General features: G+C 64.2%; 21 protein-coding genes and 1 tRNA gene. 9 read left to right on the top strand and 13 right to left on the bottom strand.

The genetic code is table 11. The features are described 5' to 3' along the window. Positions 1-23 precede the first annotated feature (23 nt). The 4 genes from ACFWEM_RS08740 to ACFWEM_RS08755 all read right to left on the bottom strand — a co-directional run bounded on the left by ACFWEM_RS08740 (position 24) and on the right by ACFWEM_RS08755 (position 3,619). Positions 24-1,274, bottom strand: coding sequence for a saccharopine dehydrogenase family protein (locus tag ACFWEM_RS08740; RefSeq protein WP_378532887.1), 1,251 nt, complete (start codon positions 1,272-1,274; stop codon positions 24-26). Positions 1,275-1,318: 44 nt separating this feature from the next. Further along, on the bottom strand, positions 1,319-1,750 hold the full coding sequence (locus ACFWEM_RS08745) for a universal stress protein (RefSeq protein WP_378532889.1): 432 nt from the start codon (positions 1,748-1,750) through the stop codon (positions 1,319-1,321). 133 nt (positions 1,751-1,883) lie between these two features. Further along, on the bottom strand, positions 1,884-3,425 hold the full coding sequence (locus tag ACFWEM_RS08750; RefSeq protein ID WP_378532891.1) for an SDR family NAD(P)-dependent oxidoreductase: 1,542 nt from the start codon (positions 3,423-3,425) through the stop codon (positions 1,884-1,886). 108 nt (positions 3,426-3,533) lie between these two features. Beyond that, positions 3,534-3,619: transfer RNA gene (locus ACFWEM_RS08755), tRNA-Leu, on the bottom strand. A gap of 118 nt (positions 3,620-3,737) precedes the next feature. On the opposite strand from ACFWEM_RS08755, the gene ACFWEM_RS08760 reads away from it, so the two are divergent. Together ACFWEM_RS08760 and ACFWEM_RS08765 are read left to right on the top strand one after the other, a co-directional pair. Then, positions 3,738-5,090 (top strand): M20/M25/M40 family metallo-hydrolase, encoded by a 1,353-nt coding sequence (locus ACFWEM_RS08760; protein ID WP_378532893.1) that lies wholly within the window; start codon positions 3,738-3,740, stop codon positions 5,088-5,090. 65 nt (positions 5,091-5,155) lie between these two features. Further along, complete coding sequence (locus ACFWEM_RS08765) at positions 5,156-5,692, top strand: YbhB/YbcL family Raf kinase inhibitor-like protein (RefSeq protein ID WP_378532895.1); 537 nt, start codon at positions 5,156-5,158, stop codon at positions 5,690-5,692. 58 nt (positions 5,693-5,750) lie between these two features. Here the strand turns inward: ACFWEM_RS08765 and ACFWEM_RS08770 are convergent, their stop codons facing one another. The 3 genes from ACFWEM_RS08770 to ACFWEM_RS08780 all read right to left on the bottom strand — a co-directional run bounded on the left by ACFWEM_RS08770 (position 5,751) and on the right by ACFWEM_RS08780 (position 8,170). After that, entirely contained in the window at positions 5,751-6,821 is a 1,071-nt protein-coding gene (locus ACFWEM_RS08770) for a quinone-dependent dihydroorotate dehydrogenase (protein ID WP_378532897.1), read from the bottom strand. A gap of 75 nt (positions 6,822-6,896) precedes the next feature. Further along, the gene (locus ACFWEM_RS08775) at positions 6,897-7,145 is read right to left on the bottom strand and encodes a DUF5703 family protein (protein ID WP_007733391.1); all 249 of its coding nucleotides are present in this window, start codon (positions 7,143-7,145) and stop codon (positions 6,897-6,899) included. Next, positions 7,145-8,170 carry a hypothetical protein gene (locus ACFWEM_RS08780; protein ID WP_378532899.1) on the bottom strand — a complete coding sequence of 342 codons (1,026 nt, stop codon included), beginning with the start codon at positions 8,168-8,170 and terminating at the stop codon, positions 7,145-7,147. The genes ACFWEM_RS08775 and ACFWEM_RS08780 overlap by 1 nt, the downstream gene beginning before the upstream one ends. A 183-nt stretch (positions 8,171-8,353) precedes the next feature. Here ACFWEM_RS08780 and ACFWEM_RS08785 point away from each other — a divergent pair, with 183 nt between their 5' ends. After that, entirely contained in the window at positions 8,354-8,776 is a 423-nt protein-coding gene (locus ACFWEM_RS08785) for a hypothetical protein (RefSeq protein ID WP_378532900.1), read from the top strand. Here ACFWEM_RS08785 and ACFWEM_RS08790 read toward each other — a convergent pair. The 5 genes from ACFWEM_RS08790 to ACFWEM_RS08810 all read right to left on the bottom strand — a co-directional run bounded on the left by ACFWEM_RS08790 (position 8,757) and on the right by ACFWEM_RS08810 (position 13,496). Then, positions 8,757-9,620, bottom strand: coding sequence for a heme ABC transporter ATP-binding protein (locus tag ACFWEM_RS08790; protein ID WP_378532902.1), 864 nt, complete (start codon positions 9,618-9,620; stop codon positions 8,757-8,759). The genes ACFWEM_RS08785 and ACFWEM_RS08790 overlap by 20 nt on opposite strands. After that, entirely contained in the window at positions 9,617-10,639 is a 1,023-nt protein-coding gene (locus ACFWEM_RS08795) for a FecCD family ABC transporter permease (RefSeq protein ID WP_378534493.1), read from the bottom strand. Before ACFWEM_RS08795 ends, ACFWEM_RS08790 begins: the two co-directional genes overlap by 4 nt. Positions 10,640-10,777: 138 nt before the next feature. Further along, complete coding sequence (locus tag ACFWEM_RS08800; RefSeq protein WP_378532904.1) at positions 10,778-11,785, bottom strand: hemin ABC transporter substrate-binding protein; 1,008 nt, start codon at positions 11,783-11,785, stop codon at positions 10,778-10,780. Then, positions 11,782-12,468 (bottom strand): heme oxygenase (biliverdin-producing), encoded by a 687-nt coding sequence (locus ACFWEM_RS08805; protein WP_378532906.1) that lies wholly within the window; start codon positions 12,466-12,468, stop codon positions 11,782-11,784. The genes ACFWEM_RS08800 and ACFWEM_RS08805 overlap by 4 nt, the downstream gene beginning before the upstream one ends. A 92-nt stretch (positions 12,469-12,560) precedes the next feature. Further along, complete coding sequence (locus ACFWEM_RS08810) at positions 12,561-13,496, bottom strand: aldo/keto reductase (RefSeq protein WP_003946175.1); 936 nt, start codon at positions 13,494-13,496, stop codon at positions 12,561-12,563. A 228-nt stretch (positions 13,497-13,724) separates the two neighbouring features. Here ACFWEM_RS08810 and ACFWEM_RS08815 point away from each other — a divergent pair, with 228 nt between their 5' ends. Genes ACFWEM_RS08815 through ACFWEM_RS08830 form a run of 4 tightly spaced genes read left to right on the top strand, consistent with a single transcriptional unit; the run spans position 13,725 to position 16,790 of the window. Next, a complete protein-coding gene (locus ACFWEM_RS08815; protein ID WP_230815760.1) occupies positions 13,725-14,570 on the top strand; it encodes an undecaprenyl-diphosphate phosphatase in 846 nt (281 codons plus the stop codon). A 58-nt stretch (positions 14,571-14,628) separates the two neighbouring features. Further along, a complete protein-coding gene (locus tag ACFWEM_RS08820; protein WP_378446070.1) occupies positions 14,629-15,324 on the top strand; it encodes a histidine phosphatase family protein in 696 nt (231 codons plus the stop codon). Positions 15,325-15,379: 55 nt separating this feature from the next. Then, the gene (locus tag ACFWEM_RS08825) at positions 15,380-15,979 is read left to right on the top strand and encodes a DUF3090 domain-containing protein (protein ID WP_030537532.1); all 600 of its coding nucleotides are present in this window, start codon (positions 15,380-15,382) and stop codon (positions 15,977-15,979) included. 4 nt (positions 15,980-15,983) lie between these two features. Further along, positions 15,984-16,790: an SCO1664 family protein gene (locus ACFWEM_RS08830; RefSeq protein WP_378532909.1), complete on the top strand. Its 807-nt coding sequence runs from the start codon at positions 15,984-15,986 to the stop codon at positions 16,788-16,790. Here the strand turns inward: ACFWEM_RS08830 and ACFWEM_RS08835 are convergent. After that, the gene (locus ACFWEM_RS08835; protein ID WP_378532911.1) at positions 16,787-17,248 is read right to left on the bottom strand and encodes a MarR family winged helix-turn-helix transcriptional regulator; all 462 of its coding nucleotides are present in this window, start codon (positions 17,246-17,248) and stop codon (positions 16,787-16,789) included. The two genes, ACFWEM_RS08830 and ACFWEM_RS08835, sit on opposite strands and share 4 nt — an antisense overlap. A 133-nt stretch (positions 17,249-17,381) precedes the next feature. Between ACFWEM_RS08835 and ACFWEM_RS08840 the strand changes: the two genes are divergently transcribed. Beyond that, positions 17,382-19,469: an MMPL family transporter gene (locus ACFWEM_RS08840; RefSeq protein WP_378532913.1), complete on the top strand. Its 2,088-nt coding sequence runs from the start codon at positions 17,382-17,384 to the stop codon at positions 19,467-19,469. 10 nt (positions 19,470-19,479) lie between these two features. Continuing rightward, positions 19,480-20,721 carry a cysteine--1-D-myo-inosityl 2-amino-2-deoxy-alpha-D-glucopyranoside ligase gene (gene mshC / locus ACFWEM_RS08845; RefSeq protein ID WP_378532915.1) on the top strand — a complete coding sequence of 414 codons (1,242 nt, stop codon included), beginning with the start codon at positions 19,480-19,482 and terminating at the stop codon, positions 20,719-20,721. The last annotated feature ends 29 nt before the right edge of the window (positions 20,722-20,750 follow it).

Raw genomic sequence — 20,750 nt, forward strand, 5'->3', positions numbered from 1 at the left:
CGATCAAGTGAAATTCGTTCTGTCTAGAGTTTGCGCGCGGAAATCTCGAAACCGGCTTTGCGCAGACGCTCGACCAGGACGTCGCCGAGCGCTGTCGCGGGGGTCAGGACGCCAGTGGGCTGTGGGAGATCCTTGTGGTCCTTCGCCAACGACAACGCAGATTCCCCGAGCATCACCGCCGTCGCGCTGTATCCCGGGTCGCCCTTTGCCTTCACTCGTGATGTATATCGAGCGCCGGTCGTGGTCGTGGTGAACACGTCGAGCGTGAAGTGCCCCTTCTTCTGGGTGCTCTCGCTCGGGCCCTCTCCGGGAGCAGGCAATACCTTGTCGAGAAGGAAGCGCGTCGGGGGAAGGGCGAGTCCGGCGACCAGCGCACCGAGGCCGACCGCCACTCCGCCCGCGATCACCGGAGACACGACGGAAGAGCCGACGCTCATCACCTCGCTGTATTTGAACTTCTTGCCGTACGCCCACTCTCGGAGCGCATTGCTGCGACGGACGACTCGTGTGTTGTACGACGCCATCACGAACGGTGCCTTCCACCCCTTCACTGACGGATCGATCTTCTTGCCGTCGACCACGCTCACGTCGCTCTGGCGTCCGAGTTCGGGCTCCCGATCACGATCGGGGCTCAGCGAGTACGGCGAGGCGGCGAGTTTCCGCAGGCGCGCATCGTCTTTCGACACGTCGATCTGGTTGCGAAGCGAATCGATCGTGCCACCGCTCACGCCTCCGCGCAGGGCCGTGACCACCAGGGTGGTGTCGGTGAGCTCGCCGGCGCCGTCGGCGGCGACCTTCTCGTGCAGGACGTGAACTCCGAGATCGGAAGGGATGGAATCGAATCCGCAGGAATGGACGATTTTGGCACCCGTCGACACGGCCAGGTCGTGGTTGGCGTCGATGCTTTCGCGGTGGAACAGCACCTCGCCGGTGAGGTCGACGTAATGAGTTCCGGCGGCAGCGCATTCGTGAACAAGAGCGTGGCCGTACTTGGCATACGGACCGACCGTGGTGGCGACGACCCGGGTCCGCTGGGCGAGTGCCTTCAGTTCGGTTGCGTCGTCGGCGTCGGCGATGATCAGGGGGAGATCGGCAGCGGCGGTACCCAGATCCGCGCGGGTGGCTGCCAACTTCTCGAGTGAGCGGCCGCCGAGGCCGATCTTCGTGCCTTCGGGCGCGTGTTTGACCAGGTAGTCGGCGAGTAGCTTTCCGACGAAGCCGCTCGCTCCGTAGACGATGATGTCGAGTTCTCGGGCGGGCGAGGTTCCAGTCATGGAGCCAGCCTACAAACGAGTACCGGAAAGTGATGTGACCGCGGTCACTCGGCGGGGAGGGGTTCCTTGACGACGAGGATCGGAGCCTCGACTTCGAGCAACAGGCGCTGCAGTGGGCGTTCGAGCAGGAACTTGCCGATGGGGGACATCCGGCGCGTTCCGACGATCAGGAGATCGACACCCGCGCCGTGCACCAGGTTGACGAGCGCGGTCACCGGATCGCCGTCGTGCTCGGTGGTGCGCAGATCCCACTTCGTCTCCGAGAATCCACCGGCGTCGAGCGCCGCCTGAATCTCGCCGCGAAGAGCGGCCCGATCATCCTCAGTGTTTCCGATGCTGACGGTGTCTCCGATGTTGACGTCGTCCAGGACGTGCAGAACCAGCAGTTCTTCGCTTCGACCCACGGATTCCCGTGCAGCGGCCACGATTGCGGCGCGGCCTTCCGGGCTGTCCTTGTGTACGACGGCGATCGTCATGGTTCCTCCGAGTCGGTGAGCAGTGTCGGCTCCATTATCGCCTGCAATGCTGTGCTCTACCTGAAATGAGCTACTCGACACGGGGGTTTGGGGGTGACGAGATCGCCACATCGGGGCGACTAGGTGCCGCCCATCACCACGGCGAGGGTTTGTAGTCCTTGAGGAAGCAGCCGTGCAGGTCGACGCCCAGCTCGCCCTGAACGATGGGGTCGTAGACGCGGGCTGCACCGTCGACGAGGTCGAGTGGTGCGTGGAAACCTTCGTCGGCCAGCCGCATCTTGGTGAAGTGCGGGCGTTCGTCGGTGATCCAGCCGGTGTCGACGGCGGTCATGAGGATGCCGTCGTCGAGCATTTCCTTGGAGCTGGTGCGGGTCAGCATGTTCAGTGCTGCCTTGGCCATGTTGGTGTGCGGGTGGCCAGGGCCCTTGTACGCGCGGCTGAACTGACCCTCCATGGCGGAAACGTTCACGACGTACTTGCGTCGCGCCGCGGCCGCGGCCATCGACGGGCGCAGGCGCGAAACGAGGATGAAGGGCGCGACCGAGTTGCAGAGTTGGACTTCGAGAAGCTCGATCGGATCGACCTCTTCGATGGTCTGAACCCAGCTGTTGGTGTGTGCGAGGTCGGGAAGCAGTCCGCCGGCGTCGATGGCGATGCCCTGCTCGATGCGATCGGGCGAAGCCGACTTGGCGACGAGAGCGAGCGAACTGACCGCGTCGGCCGAGAGATTTCCGGAGGTGATGCTCGCGACGTCCGACAGCGATCCAGCCAGAGCAGCGGGGTGAGCGTCGCTCGTCTTGCCGAAGGTCAGGACATCGGGCAGTTCACCGGCAGGCAGTGCGCCGGACTCGGCGTCCACCAAAGCGCCGTAAGCACCGGGGGAGCGTCGAACTGTTTGTGCGGCGTTGTTGATGAGGATGTCGAGCGGGCCCTGTGCGGCAACAGAATCCGCGAGTGCAACAACTTGGGCGGGGTCGCGGAGGTCGATGCCGACGATGCGCAGACGATGAATCCAGTCGTTGCTGTCCTCCATCGCCTTGAAGCGGCGGATCGCGTCGTTGGGGAATCGCGTCGTGATGGTCAGATGCGCACCGTCACGCAACAGGCGCAACGCGATGTACATGCCGATCTTCGCCCGGCCGCCGGTGAGTAGTGCGCGTCGGCCGGTCAGATCAGTGCTGGCGTCACGTTTGCTGCGGCTGGTGGCAGCGCAATCGGGGCACAGTTGGTGGTAGAAGGCGTCGACTGCGGTGTAGCGCTGCTTGCAGATGTAGCACGGCCGCGCCTTGATGAGCGTGCCGGCTGAGGCGCCGGCGGTGTTCGACTTGATCGGAATGCCTGCGGTCTCGTCGTCGATGCGATCGGGTGAACCGGTGGCCGTCGCGGCGACCACTTGGCGGTCGGCTTCGTTGACGGCTGCGCGCGAAGCGAGGCGGCGCTTCTTCTTGAGTCGCTTGAACAGATGGCCGACAGCGCGCTGCATGGTGATCGAGTCGGGATGCTCGTCGTCGAGTTCGGCGGCTTCGGAAAGGACCTTCAAGCAGATTTCGAGTTCTGCGGGGTCGAGTCCGGTGAGTTCGGCTCGAGCAGATTCTGAATCGGCTGTTTCCAGCGAATCTGCCTGCAGTGCATCCGACTTCTTGGTGTCTGTATCCACTTCGAACTTCTGTTCCATCTCGATCGCCGCTCGCGCGGACTGTTCCCTGGTTCGGGAACTTCGCCAATTACGAGAAAAGCTCCGGTTCGATGAACCGGAGCTTTTCCTGTCTGTCTCAACACAGAGTGTCCGAGGGGGGACTTGAACCCCCACGTCCGTTAATAGGACACTAGCACCTCAAGCTAGCGCGTCTGCCATTCCGCCACTCGGACTCGGCCCCGATTTCTCGGTGCTGGGAAAGAGTATCCGATTAGCTCAGCTGCCCCAAATCGCCAGGTTGCGGGGCATTCCGGTCGCCCGCGTCGTTTGATTCGATGGTAGGAAAGTGGAATGACCACAACCCCGATTAATCCGAATCCGAGCAGGGCCGAAGCAGAAGTAGTCGAACTGGTCAGTTCTCTCATCCGCTTCGACACCTCGAACACGGGAGAACTCGAAACCACCAAAGGCGAGCGGGCGTGCGCGGAGTGGGTTGCCGCGCAGCTTCAAGAAGTCGGTTACGAGACGGAATACGTCGAGTCCGGTGCACCTGGTCGCGGGAATGTCTTTGCTCGCTTGAAGGGAGCCGAGTCGGGTCGCGGCGCGCTGATGCTTCACGGTCACCTCGACGTCGTCCCGGCCGAGCCCGCCGACTGGAGCGTGCACCCCTTTGCCGGCACCGTCCAGGACGGTTACGTCTGGGGGCGCGGCGCCGTGGACATGAAGGACATGGTCGGGATGATCCTGGCCCTCGCCAGACAGTTCAAGGCGGAAGGCGTCGTACCGCCGCGTGATCTGGTGTTCGCCTTCGTGGCGGACGAGGAAGCGGGCGGAAAGTACGGATGCCAGTGGCTGGTCGAGCACCGCCCGGATCTGTTCGAGGGAGTGACCGAGGCCGTGGGTGAAGTCGGCGGCTTCTCGCTGACGGTTCCGCGGCCTGACGGAACCGACCGCCGCCTCTACCTGGTGGAGACTGCGGAAAAAGGTCTCGGGTGGATGCGCCTGACCGCCAAGGGACGCGCCGGGCACGGCTCCTTCCTGCACGACGACAACGCGGTCGCCACACTCGCCGGCGCGGTCTCGAGGCTAGCTGCCCACCAGTTCCCGATCGTGATCTCCGATTCGGTCGCGGAGTTCCTGACCGCCGTCGGCGAGGAGACCGGATTGGACTTCGACCCAGGATCACCCGACATCGACGGGACCCTCGCGAAGCTGGGCACGATCGCCAACATCATCGGGGCGACGTTCCGTGACACCGCGAACCCGACGATGCTCAAGGCCGGATACAAGGCGAACGTCATTCCGCAGACGGCCGAGGCGGTCTTCGACTGCCGCGTGCTGCCGGGGCGCCAGGCCGAATTCGAGCGAACGGTGGACCAACTGATCGGTCCCGACGTGACCCGCGAGTGGATCACCAAGCTGGACTCGTACGAGACGACGTTCGACGGCCACCTTGTCGACGCCATGAACGAGGCGATTCTCGCCCACGATCCGGAGGCTCGCACAGTTCCGTACATGCTCTCCGGTGGAACCGACGCGAAGGCATTCGCGAAACTCGGCATTCGCTGCTTCGGTTTCGCACCGTTGCAGTTGCCGCCCGAGCTGGATTTCAGCGCGCTGTTCCACGGCGTCGACGAGCGAGTTCCGGTGGACGCACTACTGTTCGGGACACGTGTTCTGGAACATTTCCTGCTCAATTCCTGACGAGCACGTGGATAGATCCGTGAGCTCGACTCACATCGAGCTCTCTTGTCACAGAAAGGATTCGCATGGCGCACGATCCGTACGAACCATTGCCGAAGTTGCCGAGTTTCGAGCTGACCAGTGACGACATCACTGCCGGTCAGCCACTGAAACTTGCTCAGGCCAGTGGTGCCTTCGGTGTTCCCGGTGGCGAAGACATCTCACCGCAGCTCTCGTGGTCGGGCTTTCCGGCCGAGACGAAGAGCTTCGTCGTGACGGTGTTCGATCCGGATGCACCGACGGCGTCAGGATTCTGGCACTGGGCCGTGGCGAACATCCCCGCTTCCGTCACCGAACTTCCGACCGGTGCCGGCGCGGCGGACAGCGATGTCCTGCCCGCCGGAACCGTCACCCTCCGCCACGACGGCGGCGGGTTCGGTTTCATCGGTGCAGGCCCGCCTCCCGGGCACGGTCCGCATCGCTACATCGTCGCGGTGCATGCCCTCGACGTGGAGACGCTCGACGGAGTCACCCCTGACTCGTCACCGGCGTTCCTCGGTTTCAACGTGTTCCATCACGCGATTGCGCGTGCAACCCTGACCGGGACGTTCGAGGTCGAATAGTCACCCCGCTGTGCGCCTTTGTTAACCGTCCGCGGTTAACAAAGGCGCACAGCAGTTCCTAGCGAGGGTTCTCAGCTCCGACTGCCTGAGCAATTGACGAGAAGCCGGCTGCGCGCACGCGCTTGGCGATGCCTTTGTGGATGCTGCGAGCCCAGAACGGTCCGCCGTAGATGAAGCCGGTGTATCCCTGCACCAGCGTCGCGCCGGCGAGGATCCGTTCCCACGCCTGATCGGCCGTCTCGATACCGCCGACCGAGATGATGGTCATCTTGTCGCCCACTCGGGCGTACAGGCGCCGAAGTACCTCGAGCGAGCGCTCGGCAACCGGTGCTCCCGACAGCCCGCCCGCGCCGAGCGCAGCTACCTCGGCGTCCGGGGTCTTCAAACCGTCGCGACGGATCGTGGTGTTGGTCGCGACGATTCCGGCAAGTCCGAGTTCGACGGCCAGATCGGCGACGGCGTCGACGTCGTCGTCGGAGAGATCGGGAGCGATCTTCACCAGTACCGGCACGCTGACGGTGTCGAGCACGGCCTGCAGGATCGGGCGCAGTGATTCGACGGCCTGTAGATCACGGAGTCCGGGTGTGTTCGGCGAGCTGACATTCACGACCATGAAGTCGGCCAGCGGTCCGAGAAGCTGCGCGCTGGCGGTGTAGTCGGCAGCGGCGTCGGCGGCTTCGACGATCTTGGTCTTGCCGATGTTGGCGCCGATCGGCACCGTGACGCGGCGCTGCCGGAGGAAGTTGGCGGCATGACCGGCGCCGTGGTTGTTGAAGCCCATCCGGTTGATCAGAGCGTGATCGGCCGGAAGCCGGAACAGACGCGGCGCGGGGTTACCGGGCTGAGCCTGGGCCGTCACCGTTCCGACCTCGGCGAAACCGAATCCCAACGGGCCCCAGGCGTCGACTCCGGTGGCGTCCTTGTCGAATCCGGCCGCCAGACCGAGAGGTGCGGGGAACGTCAGACCGAAAGCCTGACTGCGCAATACCGGGTCGTCGACGACAAGAACTTTTGCGACCAGCCAGCGAAGGGGAGCGAACCGTGTCACCAGTTTCATCGCGGTGAAGGCAATGTGGTGGATGCGTTCCGGTGGTACCCGGAACATCAGGCTCAGCAGCAGTTGGTACACGATTCTCCAGCTCTTCGGTGGTGTGATGTTGTCAGCGGCTTCGACAGCGGCGGGCCCTGGTCGTCTGTTGGACGATCAGTGCTGAATGCCGTCCGGATCGGTCACGTGCAGCGGCGTCTTCTTGCGCTTGAGAAGCACACGTCGGCTGCCGTCGGGATAGAGACGAACACGGGAGAGTTCCCAACCGCCGAACTCGGCGGAGATCGCCAGGCGCATCGACGCCGTGACCCGCGAAACATTCGGCGGTAGCCGGAGTGGCACGTAGTCGAACTTGTCGTCCGACGTTTCCCACTGCGCGGGGATCCCGCGCGCACGCTTTTCCATCAGTTCTCCCGTGACGGGATGACCTGCAGCCCGTCACCGGTTGCCGATCCGACGATCAGATTGCCGTTGGAAGAGTCTACGGCCAACGAATTCGGCTGTCGCACCGTCTTGAACCGTCCGGTCTCCACAGGGATGCCGGACGACAGGTCGAAGCCGACTACCTCGTTGGTTGCGGTCAGCGTGACCCACACTCGATCCGCGGTCTCGTCGTAGGCAACGGCGTACGGCGACTCGCCGACGGGGTAGCGCTGGTGCATCAGGAGCGGATCGGCAGTGAAGACGAGCAGTTCGTTGCCGGTGGTGTCGGTGACAATGATGCGTCCGAAGCGATCGGTGGCCAGGTGGGTCGCACCCTCACCGGCACGGAGTGCAACGCCGAGTTTGCCGTCTTCGAGGTTGATCGCCGTCAGCGAGGTCTGACGGTGATCGAGGGCGCTCAGGTTGCCGCCGGTCACCGCGAGTTCGTCCACGGATGCGAATCCCGAAACCTTCTGTGACTGATCGGTCTTAGGGTCGACGATGTGAACTGAACCATTGTCCGTACCGATCGCGATGCGGCCGTCGGTGAGTTCGACCGCGGAGTTCGCCTGGCCGTCGACCGGGATGGAAGTCTGTTCGCCCGACGTCAGTTTCAGCTTCACTACCTGGCGATCCATTGACAGCAGTGCGTTGCCGTCAGCGGCGATCGAGACGTCGCGCACGTCCGAATTCAGGGTGATCGGACGACCTGTCGAGGCCGGGTCGGCGCCGGACAAGCCGTCCGCAGGAACGACCAGCACCGAGCGTGGGTTGTCGGCGACCAGGACAGCGCTGCGCGTGATCGGGTCGAATGTGATGGAATCGATCAGACCTGAATACGGGTGAACCACGCCGTCCGGGGTGCTGGTGGTGGCCGGCGAGACCGCGGCCGTTGCGGGATCGATCGTGATGAGGTCGTCACCGCCATCTCCGGAAGAACATCCTGTGACCAGCAGAACCGCCGCTCCCATTGCTGCTGCAGTGGTGCGGATCCCTAGGCGAGCCATGTGTAGTTCCTCTTTTTCTTGTCATCTGTTCTTCACGCAGTGCGACTGTCATCGATCATCCCTGATCGCAGTCGGGCGCCGTTCATCGCGTCGAGGATCTACCGACCATTCCGCTCACACCCTTGACGCGATACCGTACGAACAGCGATTGCGGTTAACGCTGCAATCACCGAGGAGATCATTGTGATTCCCACAGAACCCACCGATTCCGGCGCGCAGTCGCCCGAACCGGCGCGGCCGGGCTTCGAGATCGAGGACCTCACCGTCGGCGCTCACGCACACGGTTTCGGCAGGTCCGACGGTCGAACTTTCGCGTTTCGCGTACGCAAGAGCGTGTTGTTCGTCGAGGTTTACGGCGAATACTGCGAGCACAGTGTGCCGACCCCGTCGGATGTCATCGCTACGGCCGAGCGATCGGTGACCGATATCGATCTGACCGACGAGCGAAGCATCGCCGGTGTGGTCCGCGACGCAGTTCTGTCGACGGAGGCTGATTGGTCACAGCCCGGTCCCGGTGACGGAGTTCGTGAGGGCGACGGTCGCAGCCTGCCGACGGTGAGAGCCGTCCTCAACAGGCTGGGATCGATCATCGATTCTGTTCGGTGAATTCTCGGCGCGGGATCACCAGGGTTGCTCCGGTCTTCGGATGTGGGAACACCTCGACCGGATATCCGTAGACGCGGGTCAGAAGTTCTTCGTGCAACACCGATTCCGGGGGACCGTCAGCGGCGATCCGTCCATTTTCGAGCACGACGATCCGATCCGCGTACGCCGCTGCCAACGCGAGATCGTGCAACACGACGACGACGGCATCGCCGTCCGCAGCGCGGGCGCGAGCCACGGACATCACCGCTTCCTGGTGTCCGAGATCGAGTGCTGCCGTTGGTTCGTCGAGCAGGATGGTCGACGTCTCCTGCGCCAGTACCCGCGCAAGTGCGACTCGCGCCTGCTCGCCACCGGACAGCACGGCAAACGGCCGATTGGCGAACCCCTCGACATCGCAGGTCTTCATCGCCGCTGTGATGGCAGCGCCGTCGCGGTCTTCTCGGCGAGTTCCGGCCCAGGGTGCGCGGCCCATGCGAACGACCTGGCGAGCACTGAACGAAAATCCGATGGTGTGTTTCTGGGGGAGCACCGCGCGTCGGCGCGCCATATCGATCGGCGACCACTGTGTGAGGTCGGTGCCGTCGACGTCCACCCGCCCCGCGATGACGGGCTGATCACCGGCCAGCGCCGCAAGAAGTGTCGACTTACCGGCGCCGTTCGGTCCGACGAGGACGACGACTTCTCCGGCCCGGACTTCGAGCGACACGCCTTCGAGAATGTGCCGACCACCGCGCTCGACGGTGATGTCGCGCGCCTCGAGCGTGACGTCACCGACGCCAGGGCTCTCCGGTTCGGGGGTGACGCGGCCGAAGAGTTCGCGCCAGTTTCGGACGAGGCTGCTCATGCCCACCCGCCCTGTTGTGCACGAGTGCGTCGGAGAAGCCAGAAGAAGAACGGTCCACCCACCAGAGCGGTCAGCATTCCGAGTGGCAGGTCCGCGTTGTCGATCAGCGACCGCGAGCCGAGGTCTGCGACCAGCAGAACCAGTGCGCCGGCGAGGGCGCTCGCGGGAATCAGCGCGCGGTGGCCAGGGCCGACGAGAATGCGCATCAGGTGCGGAACGACCAGACCGACGAAGAGGATGATGCCGGTGAAGGCAACACTCGCCGAGACCAGGAGAGCGACGATCAGAACCGCGAACTGGCGCAGCCGTTCGACGTTGACGCCCAGGTGACGGGCCGCGTGTTCACCGAGCGCCAGCAGGTCCAGGCGCGGGGCGATCGCCATCGTCGCGGCGATCCCGACGACGGTCATCGGGGCCACGATCAGGACTGCGTTCCAGGAAGCGCCGTTGAGTGAGCCGAGTTGCCAGAACACGATCTGATCGCGAGCAGACGGGCTGGCGACAAAGGTGAAGAAGGCGATGAGACCGCCGGCGAACGCGTTGATCGCAACGCCGGTCAGCACCAGCGTCACCACTTCGGTTCTGCCCTCGTGCCGAGCGAGCAGATACACCGCAGCTGTGGTCACCAGTCCGGCGACGAACGCCGCGGCAGCTACAGCCCAGCCGGCCACGAACGTGCCGCCGACGACGATGACAGCGCTCGCGCCGACCGCAGCGCCCGCGGACACTCCGATCACTCCTGGCTCCGCGAGTGGATTGGAGAACACACCCTGCAGGAGCGCACCGGAACATCCCAGCGCCGCGCCGACACAGATGGCGAGCACGACGCGGGGGAAACGAACCTCCCACAAGGTCACTTCACCGCTGGGATGGGCGGGCATCGGACCGAGATCGAGCCCGATGCGGTGCAGGATGCTGCCCAAAACCTCGATTGGTGACGTCGGAACCTGACCGATGCACGCCGACAGCACTGCGACGATCACCAAAGCGAGAGTCAAGCTGATCAGAACTGCACTCACCCGCGACCGCGACGCGGGGCGAGATGCCGACTTGTCGGCGCCCTTGACCTCGTGTGAATCCTCGGCTGCGGACCCAGTCTTACCTGCGTCGGAACTATCTGTTTCTGTACTCACGAATCAGCACTCACAAATCTCTGCTCACGATCCACCGGGCTCGTAGATCGCTTCGGCAAGTGCCGCCATGACACGTCCGGTGTTCGGCCCGAAGCTGAGCAACACTCCGTCCTCCATGTCGACTACTCGTTTGTTCTTTCCGGCCGGTGTCTGAGCAATGCCAGGGACCTTTTCGAGGCCGTCGATACCGCCGATCGACGCCAACCCGTCCGTCATCATGAGCAGGGCGTCCGGCGCGGCGGCGATGAGCGCCTCGCTGGTGATGGGCACGAACTGTTGTGCGATGCCCGAGGCGGTTCCTGCATCGGTGGCGCCGAGTGCCTCGATCAAGGAATCGGCTCCGGACCCTTCACCGCCGATCATGGTGATGGCCGATCCGCGCATGTAGAGGAACGCGATCTTCAGCGGATCGCCCTCGGCGGGGACCAGATCACGAGCTCCAGCGATTTCCGATTCGGTCCGATCGACCAGCGCCGCGCCCTGGGCGGGGACGCCGAGCGCGTCGGCGACGGCCTGGAGTTGCCCCGGCACACCCTCGAGTGTTCGGGTGGGATCGAAGAAGACGACTGGAACACCGGCGGCGCGCAACTGATCCTGGACGCTCTTGGGCCCGATACTCGTGTCGGTGAGAACCACGGTGGGATCGAGGTCGAGGATCGCCTCGGTGTTGAGCGATTGGCCGCCGACCGTGACAACCGGAACGTCTGCGACTGCGGGGAACTTGGCTGCAGTGTCGCGGCCGACAAGATTGTCACCGAGGCCGAGCGCCACCGTCGTCGTCGCGAGCGTCCCGTAGCGGTCGGCCGCAACGATCCGGCTGTTGTCGGTGATGGTCACGTCGACGCCGTCGAAGCTCTTCACCGTCACGGGCAGTGTCGCGGTCGGGTTGTCGGAGACGGGAACCGGGCTGGAATCTTCGAGTTCCGCGGTCCGGGCACCCTGAGATGTCGTGGAATTGTCGCTGGACCCGCAAGCCACCAGACCGAAACCGGCTGCTGCGACCAGCGCCGCCGCGGCCAAGCGCTTCATCATTTGACGAGGTAGCTCTCGATGTCGCCTTCGAGGTCGGCGAACAGGTCGCCGTTGAGGCGGTACGCCAGATTCACCTCGTCGATGAAACGCTGCTGTTCCTCGGCAGGAATCTGCAGTGCATCCAGATTCGAGCGGTAATCGTCCTTGAAGGGCTTCGGCTTGGGGATGCCTTCGAAGATGTAGAAGCGAAGTCCGTCGGTCTCGAATCCGTAGGCGCGTTCGAGCATGCGGCGGATGATCTGTCCGCCGGACAGATCGCCCATGTAGCGCAGGTAATGGTGTGCGACGAAGCCGGCGGGCCAGTCGAACGCCACCTCCTTCAGCCGGGCGATGTAGCGCTCGGTTGCCGGCAGTGCCACGAGTTCGTCGCGCCAGTTCGGTCCGCCGAGGAATTCGAGATCGGACTCGAGTGAAGCCACCCGCAGCAGATCCTCGGACAGGAACGGAGTGACCAACTCGTTGTCGGCGTGGGTGCGGCCGGCTTCTTCGAGGCTGGTGTAGACGAGGTAGGTCTGCCCCAGGAGAGCGGCATAGCCTGCGGTGGTCAGCTCACCGCCGAGCAGAGCACCCACGAAACGCGACTGCTCGGTCTCGCGGTGCGCTGCGTCCGTCTCGGTCTTGATTCGTTCGGAGAAGGCGGGGCCTGCGTCTGCGGAAAGGCTGTCTGCGTCGAGCGTGGTCATGGATTCTCCTGAGGCTGTAGTAAAGCGTTGCCTACTAGGTTAGCCTGCCCTCGCCAAGGCGATACCTTCGGTATTTCGATCAGCGGGACGAACTAAGCGCTCACGTCGTCGAGAGCCGCGGCAATCGCTTTCGGAAGTTCCAATTCTTCGGTTGCCAGTACTCCTGTCAACTGGGCGAGATCACGCGTGCCGACGACGGCGCTGGCCACCCCGGCGCGATCGCGCGCCCAGGCCAGTGCCACCGCCAGTGGTGAAGTACCCAGACCGTCGGCGGCGGTAACGACGGCGTCGACCACCCGGATCGAGGAATCGGTCAGGTAGCTCTGAACGTCCTGTGAATGTGCTTCGTCGGCGCCGCGGGAATCGACGGGAATGCCGTCGCGGTATTTGCCAGTCAGAACGCCGCCCGCGAGAGGCACTGCGGCGAACACTCCGACGCCGTGATGGGCCGCCGCTGCGAACAATTCCTCCTCGACGCCGCGTGCGAGCAGTGAGTACTCGGCCTGCGTCGCGGCGAGTGTTGTTGCGCCACCGGCTCCGACGGCCGTCGCCAGCTGCCAGCCGAGGTAACCTCGCACCCCGACGTACCGCACCTTGCCGCTCGAGACCGCGTAGTCGAGGGTTGCTGCAACCTCGTCGACGGGCGTGAGCGGATCCCAGGTTGCGACCTGCCACATGTCGAGGAAGTCGGTTCCGAGTTCACGAAGAGTCGCGTCGAGTTGGCGGAGCAATCCGCGCCGCGAGCAGTCGACGCGGTCGGTGCCGATCGGAGTGGGATCGATGCCGGCGCTCGAGCTGATGATGAGTTCGTCACGCGGAACGACGTCGTCGAGCAACTCGGCGAGGATCCGTTGCGCCGCACCGGCGCCGTACGCGGGCGAGGTGTCGACCAGGGTTCCGCCTGCCTCGGCGAAGGCGAGCAGCTGCGCCGCAGCTTCGTCGCCGTCCGTGTCGCGTCCCCATGTCAGTGTGCCGAGCCCAAGTCGCGAGACCCGAAGTCCGCTCGTTCCGACAGATCTGTGCTTCATAACCGCCTGCATCTCGCGCCCGACTCGTGTGCGCAAGTGCGGCACCCGAGAGATCTCACCACGTGCAGACTAGTGGGCGCTCGCCTCGAGTCGGGGTATTCGGACACGGACGTGCCGGGCGCGGCGCGCTGCAGTGAGCACCGGTAGCGTGGCGCCGGTGAAACGTGAACCCGACACACGAAACCTGTGTGCAGTAACCCCATTCGAATCAGCCGGGATCGGTGAGTGATGGGCGAAGCGATGACCTGGCTCCAGGCCGTGATCCTGGGCCTCGTGCAGGGATTGACCGAGTTCCTGCCCATCTCGTCTTCCGGACATTTGCGAATCGTGTCGGAGATATTCTTCGGCAGTGACGCCGGTGCGTCCTTCACCGCGGTGACGCAACTCGGCACCGAGCTGGCAGTGCTGATCTATTTTGCGCGCGACATCGTGAGGATCATCACTGCCTGGTTCCGGGGTGTGTTCAACGCCGAGCACCGGGGCGATCTCGACTACCGCATGGGTTGGTACGTCATCATCGGCACCATTCCAGTCGGCATCCTCGGCTTCTTCTTCAAGGACCAGATCCGTACCGGCGCACGCAATCTGTGGTTGATCGCCACGATGTTGATCGTGTTCGCGCTCGTCATCGCCGCTGCCGAGTACTACGGGCGCAAGACTCGGCCCATCGAAACTCTCACAGCGCGCGACGGCATCATCATGGGTTCGGCGCAGGCACTCGCGCTCATCCCGGGCGTCTCGCGCTCCGGTGGCACGATCAGCGCCGGACTCTTCCTCGGGCTCACTCGTGAGGCCGCAGCTCGCTACTCGTTCCTCTTGGCGATTCCGGCAGTTCTCGCCTCCGGCCTGTTCAGCCTTCCGGACGCTTTCGAACCGGCAGGTGAGGGCCTGAACGCGAGCGGCCCGCAGTTGCTCGTGGCGACCGTCATCGCCTTCGCGGTCGGCTACGCAGCAATCGCCTGGCTGCTTCGCTTCGTGGTGAATCACTCCATGTACTGGTTCGTCGGATACAGAATCGCTCTCGGCGTAGTCGTCCTTGCGCTGCTGGCCACAGGGGTCGTGTCCGCGACATAGAGCCTGTTTCGACGTCGACCACCCGTCCGTGCGGCCACCGCCCCATTAGGGTTGTGGAATGACAGTTGTCCTACTGCGGCACGGGCGGTCGACGTCCAACACTGCCCATACCCTGGCCGGTCGAACGCCGGGTGTGGAACTCGACGATCACGGCCGGAAACAGGCCGAAGGCGTCGTCGATCGGCTGGTCGGTCTGGACATCGCGGAGATCGTCCGCTCGCCGCTGTTGCGGTGCGAGCAGACGGTCGGCCCCATCGCCGTCGACCGTGGTCTGACGCCGCTGGTGGAGGATCGCCTCATCGAGGTCGACTACGGAGACTGGACGGGCCGCCCTCTCAAGGAACTGCTGGAGGAACCGCTCTGGAAAGTGGTGCAGCGCCACGCTTCCGGTGCCGTGTTCCCGGGCGGTGAAGGACTGGCCCAGGTGCAGGCGCGAGCCGTTGCCGCGATCCGCGAGCACGACGCACGGCTGGCCGAAGAACACGGCAAAGACGTCGTCTGGATCGCGTGCACGCACGGCGACGTCATCAAATCGGTTCTTGCCGACGCGTTTGCGATGCACCTCGATTCATTCCAGCGCATCGTCGCCGAGCCCGCTTCAGTCAGCGTGATTCGGTACACGGCCACGCTGCCGTTCGTACTGCGGGTCAACGACACCGGAGACGTACTCGCAGCGATCGGTGCAGCGAAGGCCGCGACCAACGGCTCGGCTCCCGCGCAGGAGTCCGTACCCGGCGGAGAGGTCGGTGCGTGAGCTGTGACGGATAATGGGTACTCAGTGATGTTCTGCTCGAACTCGAGGAGGTGCAATGTCGCGCGCGATTCACGTATTTCGCACTCCTGACCGATTTGTCGCAGGAACGGTGGGCGAACCCGGTGACAGGTCTTTCTATCTTCAGGCCGTGCACGAAGCACGGGTGGTGAGTGTGCTGCTCGAGAAGCAGCAGGTTCAGGTCCTCGCCGATCGCATGGGCCTGCTCCTCGAAGAGGTACATCGCCGGTTCGGAACCGAGGTTCCGCCGCAGGCAGACGACGTCTCCGATCTCAGCCCGTTGGTCACTCCGCTCGACGCGGAGTTCCGGGTGGGCACGATGGGACTCGGTTGGGACGCCGATGCCGGCGCGGTCGTCGTGGAGTTGCTTGCTGTCAGCGAGACGGAGTTCGACGAATCGGTTGTCCTCGACGATGCCGACGACGGTCCGGACGCGGTCCGTGTGTTTCTGACACCTGAGCAAGCGCGCGAATTTTCGCTGCGGTCCGAACGCGTCATCGCGGCGGGACGCGCGCCGTGCCCACTGTGTGGTGAACCGTTGGCGCCCGAGGGGCACGTCTGCATCCGCACCAACGGCTACCGACGCGGCGAGTCCTTCGGTTTTGCGATCGACGACGCAGACGACGACGAGGTCTGACGTCGTGTCCGAACCTGGAGTGCCGGACGTTCTGCTCGAGGGTGATCTGACCCTGATCGGCCAGATCACCACGGCAAGCAACGCCACGCTGGTGTGCGAGTCGACTCTGGGGGAGCAGTCCACCCGTGTGGTCTACAAGCCGGTGCGTGGGGAACGCCCCCTGTGGGATTTCCCGGACGGCACTCTGGCGGGGCGTGAGGTCGCGTCGTACCGCGTGTCCGAGGCGCTGGGCTGGGGAGTGATTCCGCGAACAGTGTTGCGGGACGGTCCTTTCGGTCCAGGAATGGTGCAGCGGTGGATCGACACCGTCGATCGCCGCGCGGACGGATCGGGCGGCCTCGAGATGGTCGACCTGTGCAGTCCCGGCAATGTTCCACCCGGGTGGTTCGAGGTTCTGCAGGCCTTCGACTCGGAGGGCGAACCCGTCTCCCTCATCCATGCGGACGATCCGCGGCTGCAACGAATGGCCGTTCTGGACGTCCTCATCAACAATGCCGACCGCAAGGGCGGTCACGCCCTCGAGGGCGTCGACGGCTCGGTGTACGGGGTTGATCACGGAATCTGTCTTCACTCGGAGAACAAGCTGCGGACCGTGTTGTGGGGGTGGGCGGGGCAGCCCGTACCGGGCGCCTTGATTACCGACGTCGCCGAACTCGCGACAACTCTCGACGGGGATCTGGGCGACGAGTTGTCCGAACTGATCACCGAGGAAGAGATCGTGGCTTTGGCGGTGCGGGCGATGCAGTTCGCAGAGTCCGCTGTGATGCCCGAACCGAACGGCCATCGAACGATTCCCTGGCCGGCTTTCTAGTCTCGAGACGTTTCCTGCTGTTCGCGAGTTGCGGTCTTCAATCCGGGTGAGCGAACCAATCGCAGTAGTTGTTCGCGCAGCGCGGCGACATCCCCGACGCCGACGGTCAACGCCGCATCTTCCTTCTCGAGCGTCAGTAGTCGCTCGTACGTCAGTCTTCCGGTGTCGGTTATCGCGATCACGCGCCGGCGCTCGTCCCTCGGATCGGTGTCACGAGTGACGTAACCCGCTCGTTCGAGACGGTCGATCGTGCGGCTCATCGTCTGATCGGTGACTCGGGCATTCTTCGCGATGTCGCGTTGAGACGCCGCCCCACCGGCGATCGAGTGGAGCACGATCAGGCCCGCGTGCGTCATGTCCTGAGACCGCAAGACCTTCTCCCACGAGTGCTCCACCAGGCGTGCAGCGGTGGACAACAGCCGGCCGGTGGGCCAGTCGTCCAGGCCGTCGCTGGTCATGTTTTTGCCTTCCGTTTGCAATTACTCAGCATGCTGAACAAAATAGTCGGCAAGTCCTCATCTGTTGCCGATCTCTGGAGACCCAGTGAGCACACCAGTACAAAATCGTCCTGTTCGTCGCCTTCGATGGATTGTGCCAGCTCTCCTCGTGATCGGCTGGCTGGCAATCGGAGGGTTCGGAGGGCCGTTCGCCGGAAAGCTCAGCACGGTGCAGCAGAACGACAACACCTCGTTCCTGCCCGCCTCGGCCGAAGCCACCGAGGTCGCGAAGCTTCAAGAGAGCTTCACGGACACACGCTTCGTGCCGGCCATCATCGTGGCGGAACGATCAGGTGGACTCGAGCCTTCGGACTCCACCTTCCTGTCCCAGACCGTCGATTCATTCGTCGGTACCGAGGGGTTCGGGGACGCGTCATCGCCGCCGATCCCGTCAGCCGACGGCCAGGCACTGCAAATGTTTTTGCCGGTCGACAGCACGCTCGAGGTCAAGGACAGCGTGAAAGCGCTGCGCACGGCGCTGGAATCGAGCCCTGATGGACTCACGGTCAAGGTCACCGGACCCGCGGGACAGGTTGCGGATCTTTCGGCAGCATTCGCAGGCATCGACGGATTGCTGTTGTTGGTCGCCGGGTCCGTCGTGATCTTGATTCTGATCGTCGTCTACCGGAGCCCGATCCTGCCGTTCGTCGTGATCTTCTCGGCGATCTTCGCCCTCGGTCTGTCGAGCTTGCTCGTATATCTGCTCGCGGACGCAGACGTCATCGCCTTGAACGGTCAGAGCCAGGGCATTTTGTTCATCCTCGTGTTCGGCGCCGCCACCGACTACGCGCTGCTCCTGGTCTCGCGCTACCGCGAAGAGTTGCGGATCAAGAAGGACAAGTACGCGGCGATGCGTACCGCGTGGCGCGCGACGCTCGAACCCGTCGCAGCGTCCGCCGGAACGGTCATCGCGGGCGTTCTGTGCCTGTTGCTTTCCGACCTGAACTCCAACCGCGGACTCGGTCCGGTGGCTGCCATCGGAATTGCCGCGTCCTTCCTCGCGTCGATGACGTTCCTACCGGCAGTGCTGGTGTTGTTCGGGCGAACTGCCTACTGGCCGACCAAGCCGAAGTTCGACGCCGACCGCGAGCACCACGACGAGGCGAACGATCACCGGTTCTGGGCCGGGCTCGCTGCTCGAATCGGTAGGCATCCGCGCCGCTTCTGGGTGGCGTCGACGCTGGTGTTGGTGATCTTCGCGCTGATGATGCCGCAGTTCAAGGCCAGCGGTGTCTCTTCGTCCGACATCTTCTTGCTCGACGTCGATTCGGTTGCAGGCCAGGAGATTCTCGGTGAGCACTTCGACGCCGGTTCAGGGTCGCCGGCCGTGGTGATCGCCAATGCCGACCAGGTCGATGCGGTCGCGGCAGCAAGTCGCGTCGACGGTGTCAGTGATGTGAGTGTCGTCCAGAACGGGGGATCACCTCTGGTTGTCGACGGACGAGTCTCCCTGCAGGCGACGCTGACTGACGCTGCCGACTCACTCGCGGCCGAAGACACGATCGTCCGTCTACGTGATGCAGTTCACGCCGTGGACGGCGCCGACGCACTGGTGGGTGGCGTCACAGCGACCGATCTCGACACGAAGACCACCTCGACTCGTGACCGAACTCTCATCATTCCGGTGGTGATCATCGTGGTGTTCGTCATTCTTTCGCTCCTGCTGCGTTCGCTTCTGGCGCCGTTGCTCCTCATGGGCACCGTGGTGCTCTCGTTTGCTGCGACACTGGGCATTTCGTCGCTGGTGTTCGACCACGTCTTCGGCTTCCCCGGCGCGGATCCGGTGGTTCCGCTGTTCGCATTCGTGTTCCTCGTGGCGCTGGGAATCGACTACAACATCTTCCTCATGACGAGGGTGCGGGAGGAAGCGCTGAAGATCGGCACTCGCGCGGGTGCTCTGCGGGGACTCACAGTCACCGGCGGGGTGATCACTTCTGCCGGAGTTGTTCTGGCAGCAACCTTCTCGGCGTTGGCGGTCATCCCGCTGTTGTTCCTCGCGCAGATCGCGTTCATCGTGGCGTTCGGCGTCCTGCTCGACGCCCTGATCGTCCGATCTCTGCTGGTACCGGCCTTGACCTACGACATCGGTCAGAAGATCTGGTGGCCGAGCAAGCTCGCGTCGACGCCCGAACCGGAGCAGGATCAGCCAGCACCTTCCGAGCCTCAGAGCAGCCTCCACTAGGCTCGGCAGCATGCAGTCTTGGTCCGATACCGCACTCCCGTCCGTTCCCGGTCAGGGGCCGCCGTTGCGGCTGTACGACACAGCCGACCGTCAGGTTCGTCCCGTCACGCCGGGCAAGAAGGCGACGATGTACGTCTGCGGCATCACCCCGTACGACGCCACCCACCTCGGTCACGCGGCCACGTACCTCACGTTCGACCTCGTGAACCGCATCTGGCGAGACGCCGGACACGACGTCCACTACGTCCAGAACGTGACCGACGTGGACGACCCGCTGTTCGAGCGGGCCAATCGCGACGGCGAGGACTGGATGGTCCTCGGCATGCGTGAGACGGCACTCTTCCGTGAGGACATGGAAGCGTTGCGGGTACTACCGCCGAAGGACTACATCGGCGCCGTCGAGTCGGTGAACGAAGTAGTCGAGTTGGTGGAGAAGTTCGTGGCGTCCGGCGCCGCCTACGTCGTCGACGACGCCGAGTTCCCCGACGTCTACTTCCGCGCCGACGCGACCGAGCAGTTCGGTTACGAGTCGGGCTACGACCGCGCGACGATGGAGAAGTTCTTTGCCGAACGCGGCGGAGATCCCGATCGCGTCGGCAAGCGCAATCCGCTCGACGCACTCGTCTGGCGGGCGGAGCGTCCGGGCGAGCCCTCGTGGCCCTCGCCCTTCGGGCCGGGTCGCCCCGGTTGGCACATCGAATGCGCTGCCATTGCGCTCAACCGCATCGGCTCCGGCTTCGACGTCCAGGGCGGTGGCAGCGACCTGATCTTCCCGCACCACGAGTTCTCGGCTGCGCATGCCGAATCGGCGACGGGCGATCGCCGTTTCGCGCGGCACTACGTGCATACCGGCATGATCGGCCTCGACGGCGAGAAGATGTCGAAGAGTCGCGGAAACCTGGTCTTCGTCTCCAAGTTGCGCGGCGAGGGCGTGGACCCCGCAGCAATCCGACTCGGACTGCTCTCCGGCCACTACCGCCAGGATCGCGCGTGGACCGAACAGGTCCTCGAGGATGCTCAGTCGCGTCTTCAGGTGTGGCGGGAGGCAGCGGCCCTCGGTTCCGCACAGTCCGTCACCGACACCGTCGCACGGTTGCGTCAGCACCTGGCCGACGACCTCGACACCCCGAAGGCTCTCGACGCGCTCGACGGTTGGGCACGCCGCGCAATCGAAGGTGGCGGATCCGACGCACAGGCACCCGGCGAGTTCGCCGATGCCGTGGATGCGTTGCTGGGTATTTCGCTTCGCTGAAGTCCTGCTGTGCGCCTTTATTAACCGCG

It is taken from the genome of Rhodococcus sp. NPDC060176, from assembly GCF_042728675.1.
Lineage (GTDB): Bacteria > Actinomycetota > Actinomycetes > Mycobacteriales > Mycobacteriaceae > Rhodococcus_F.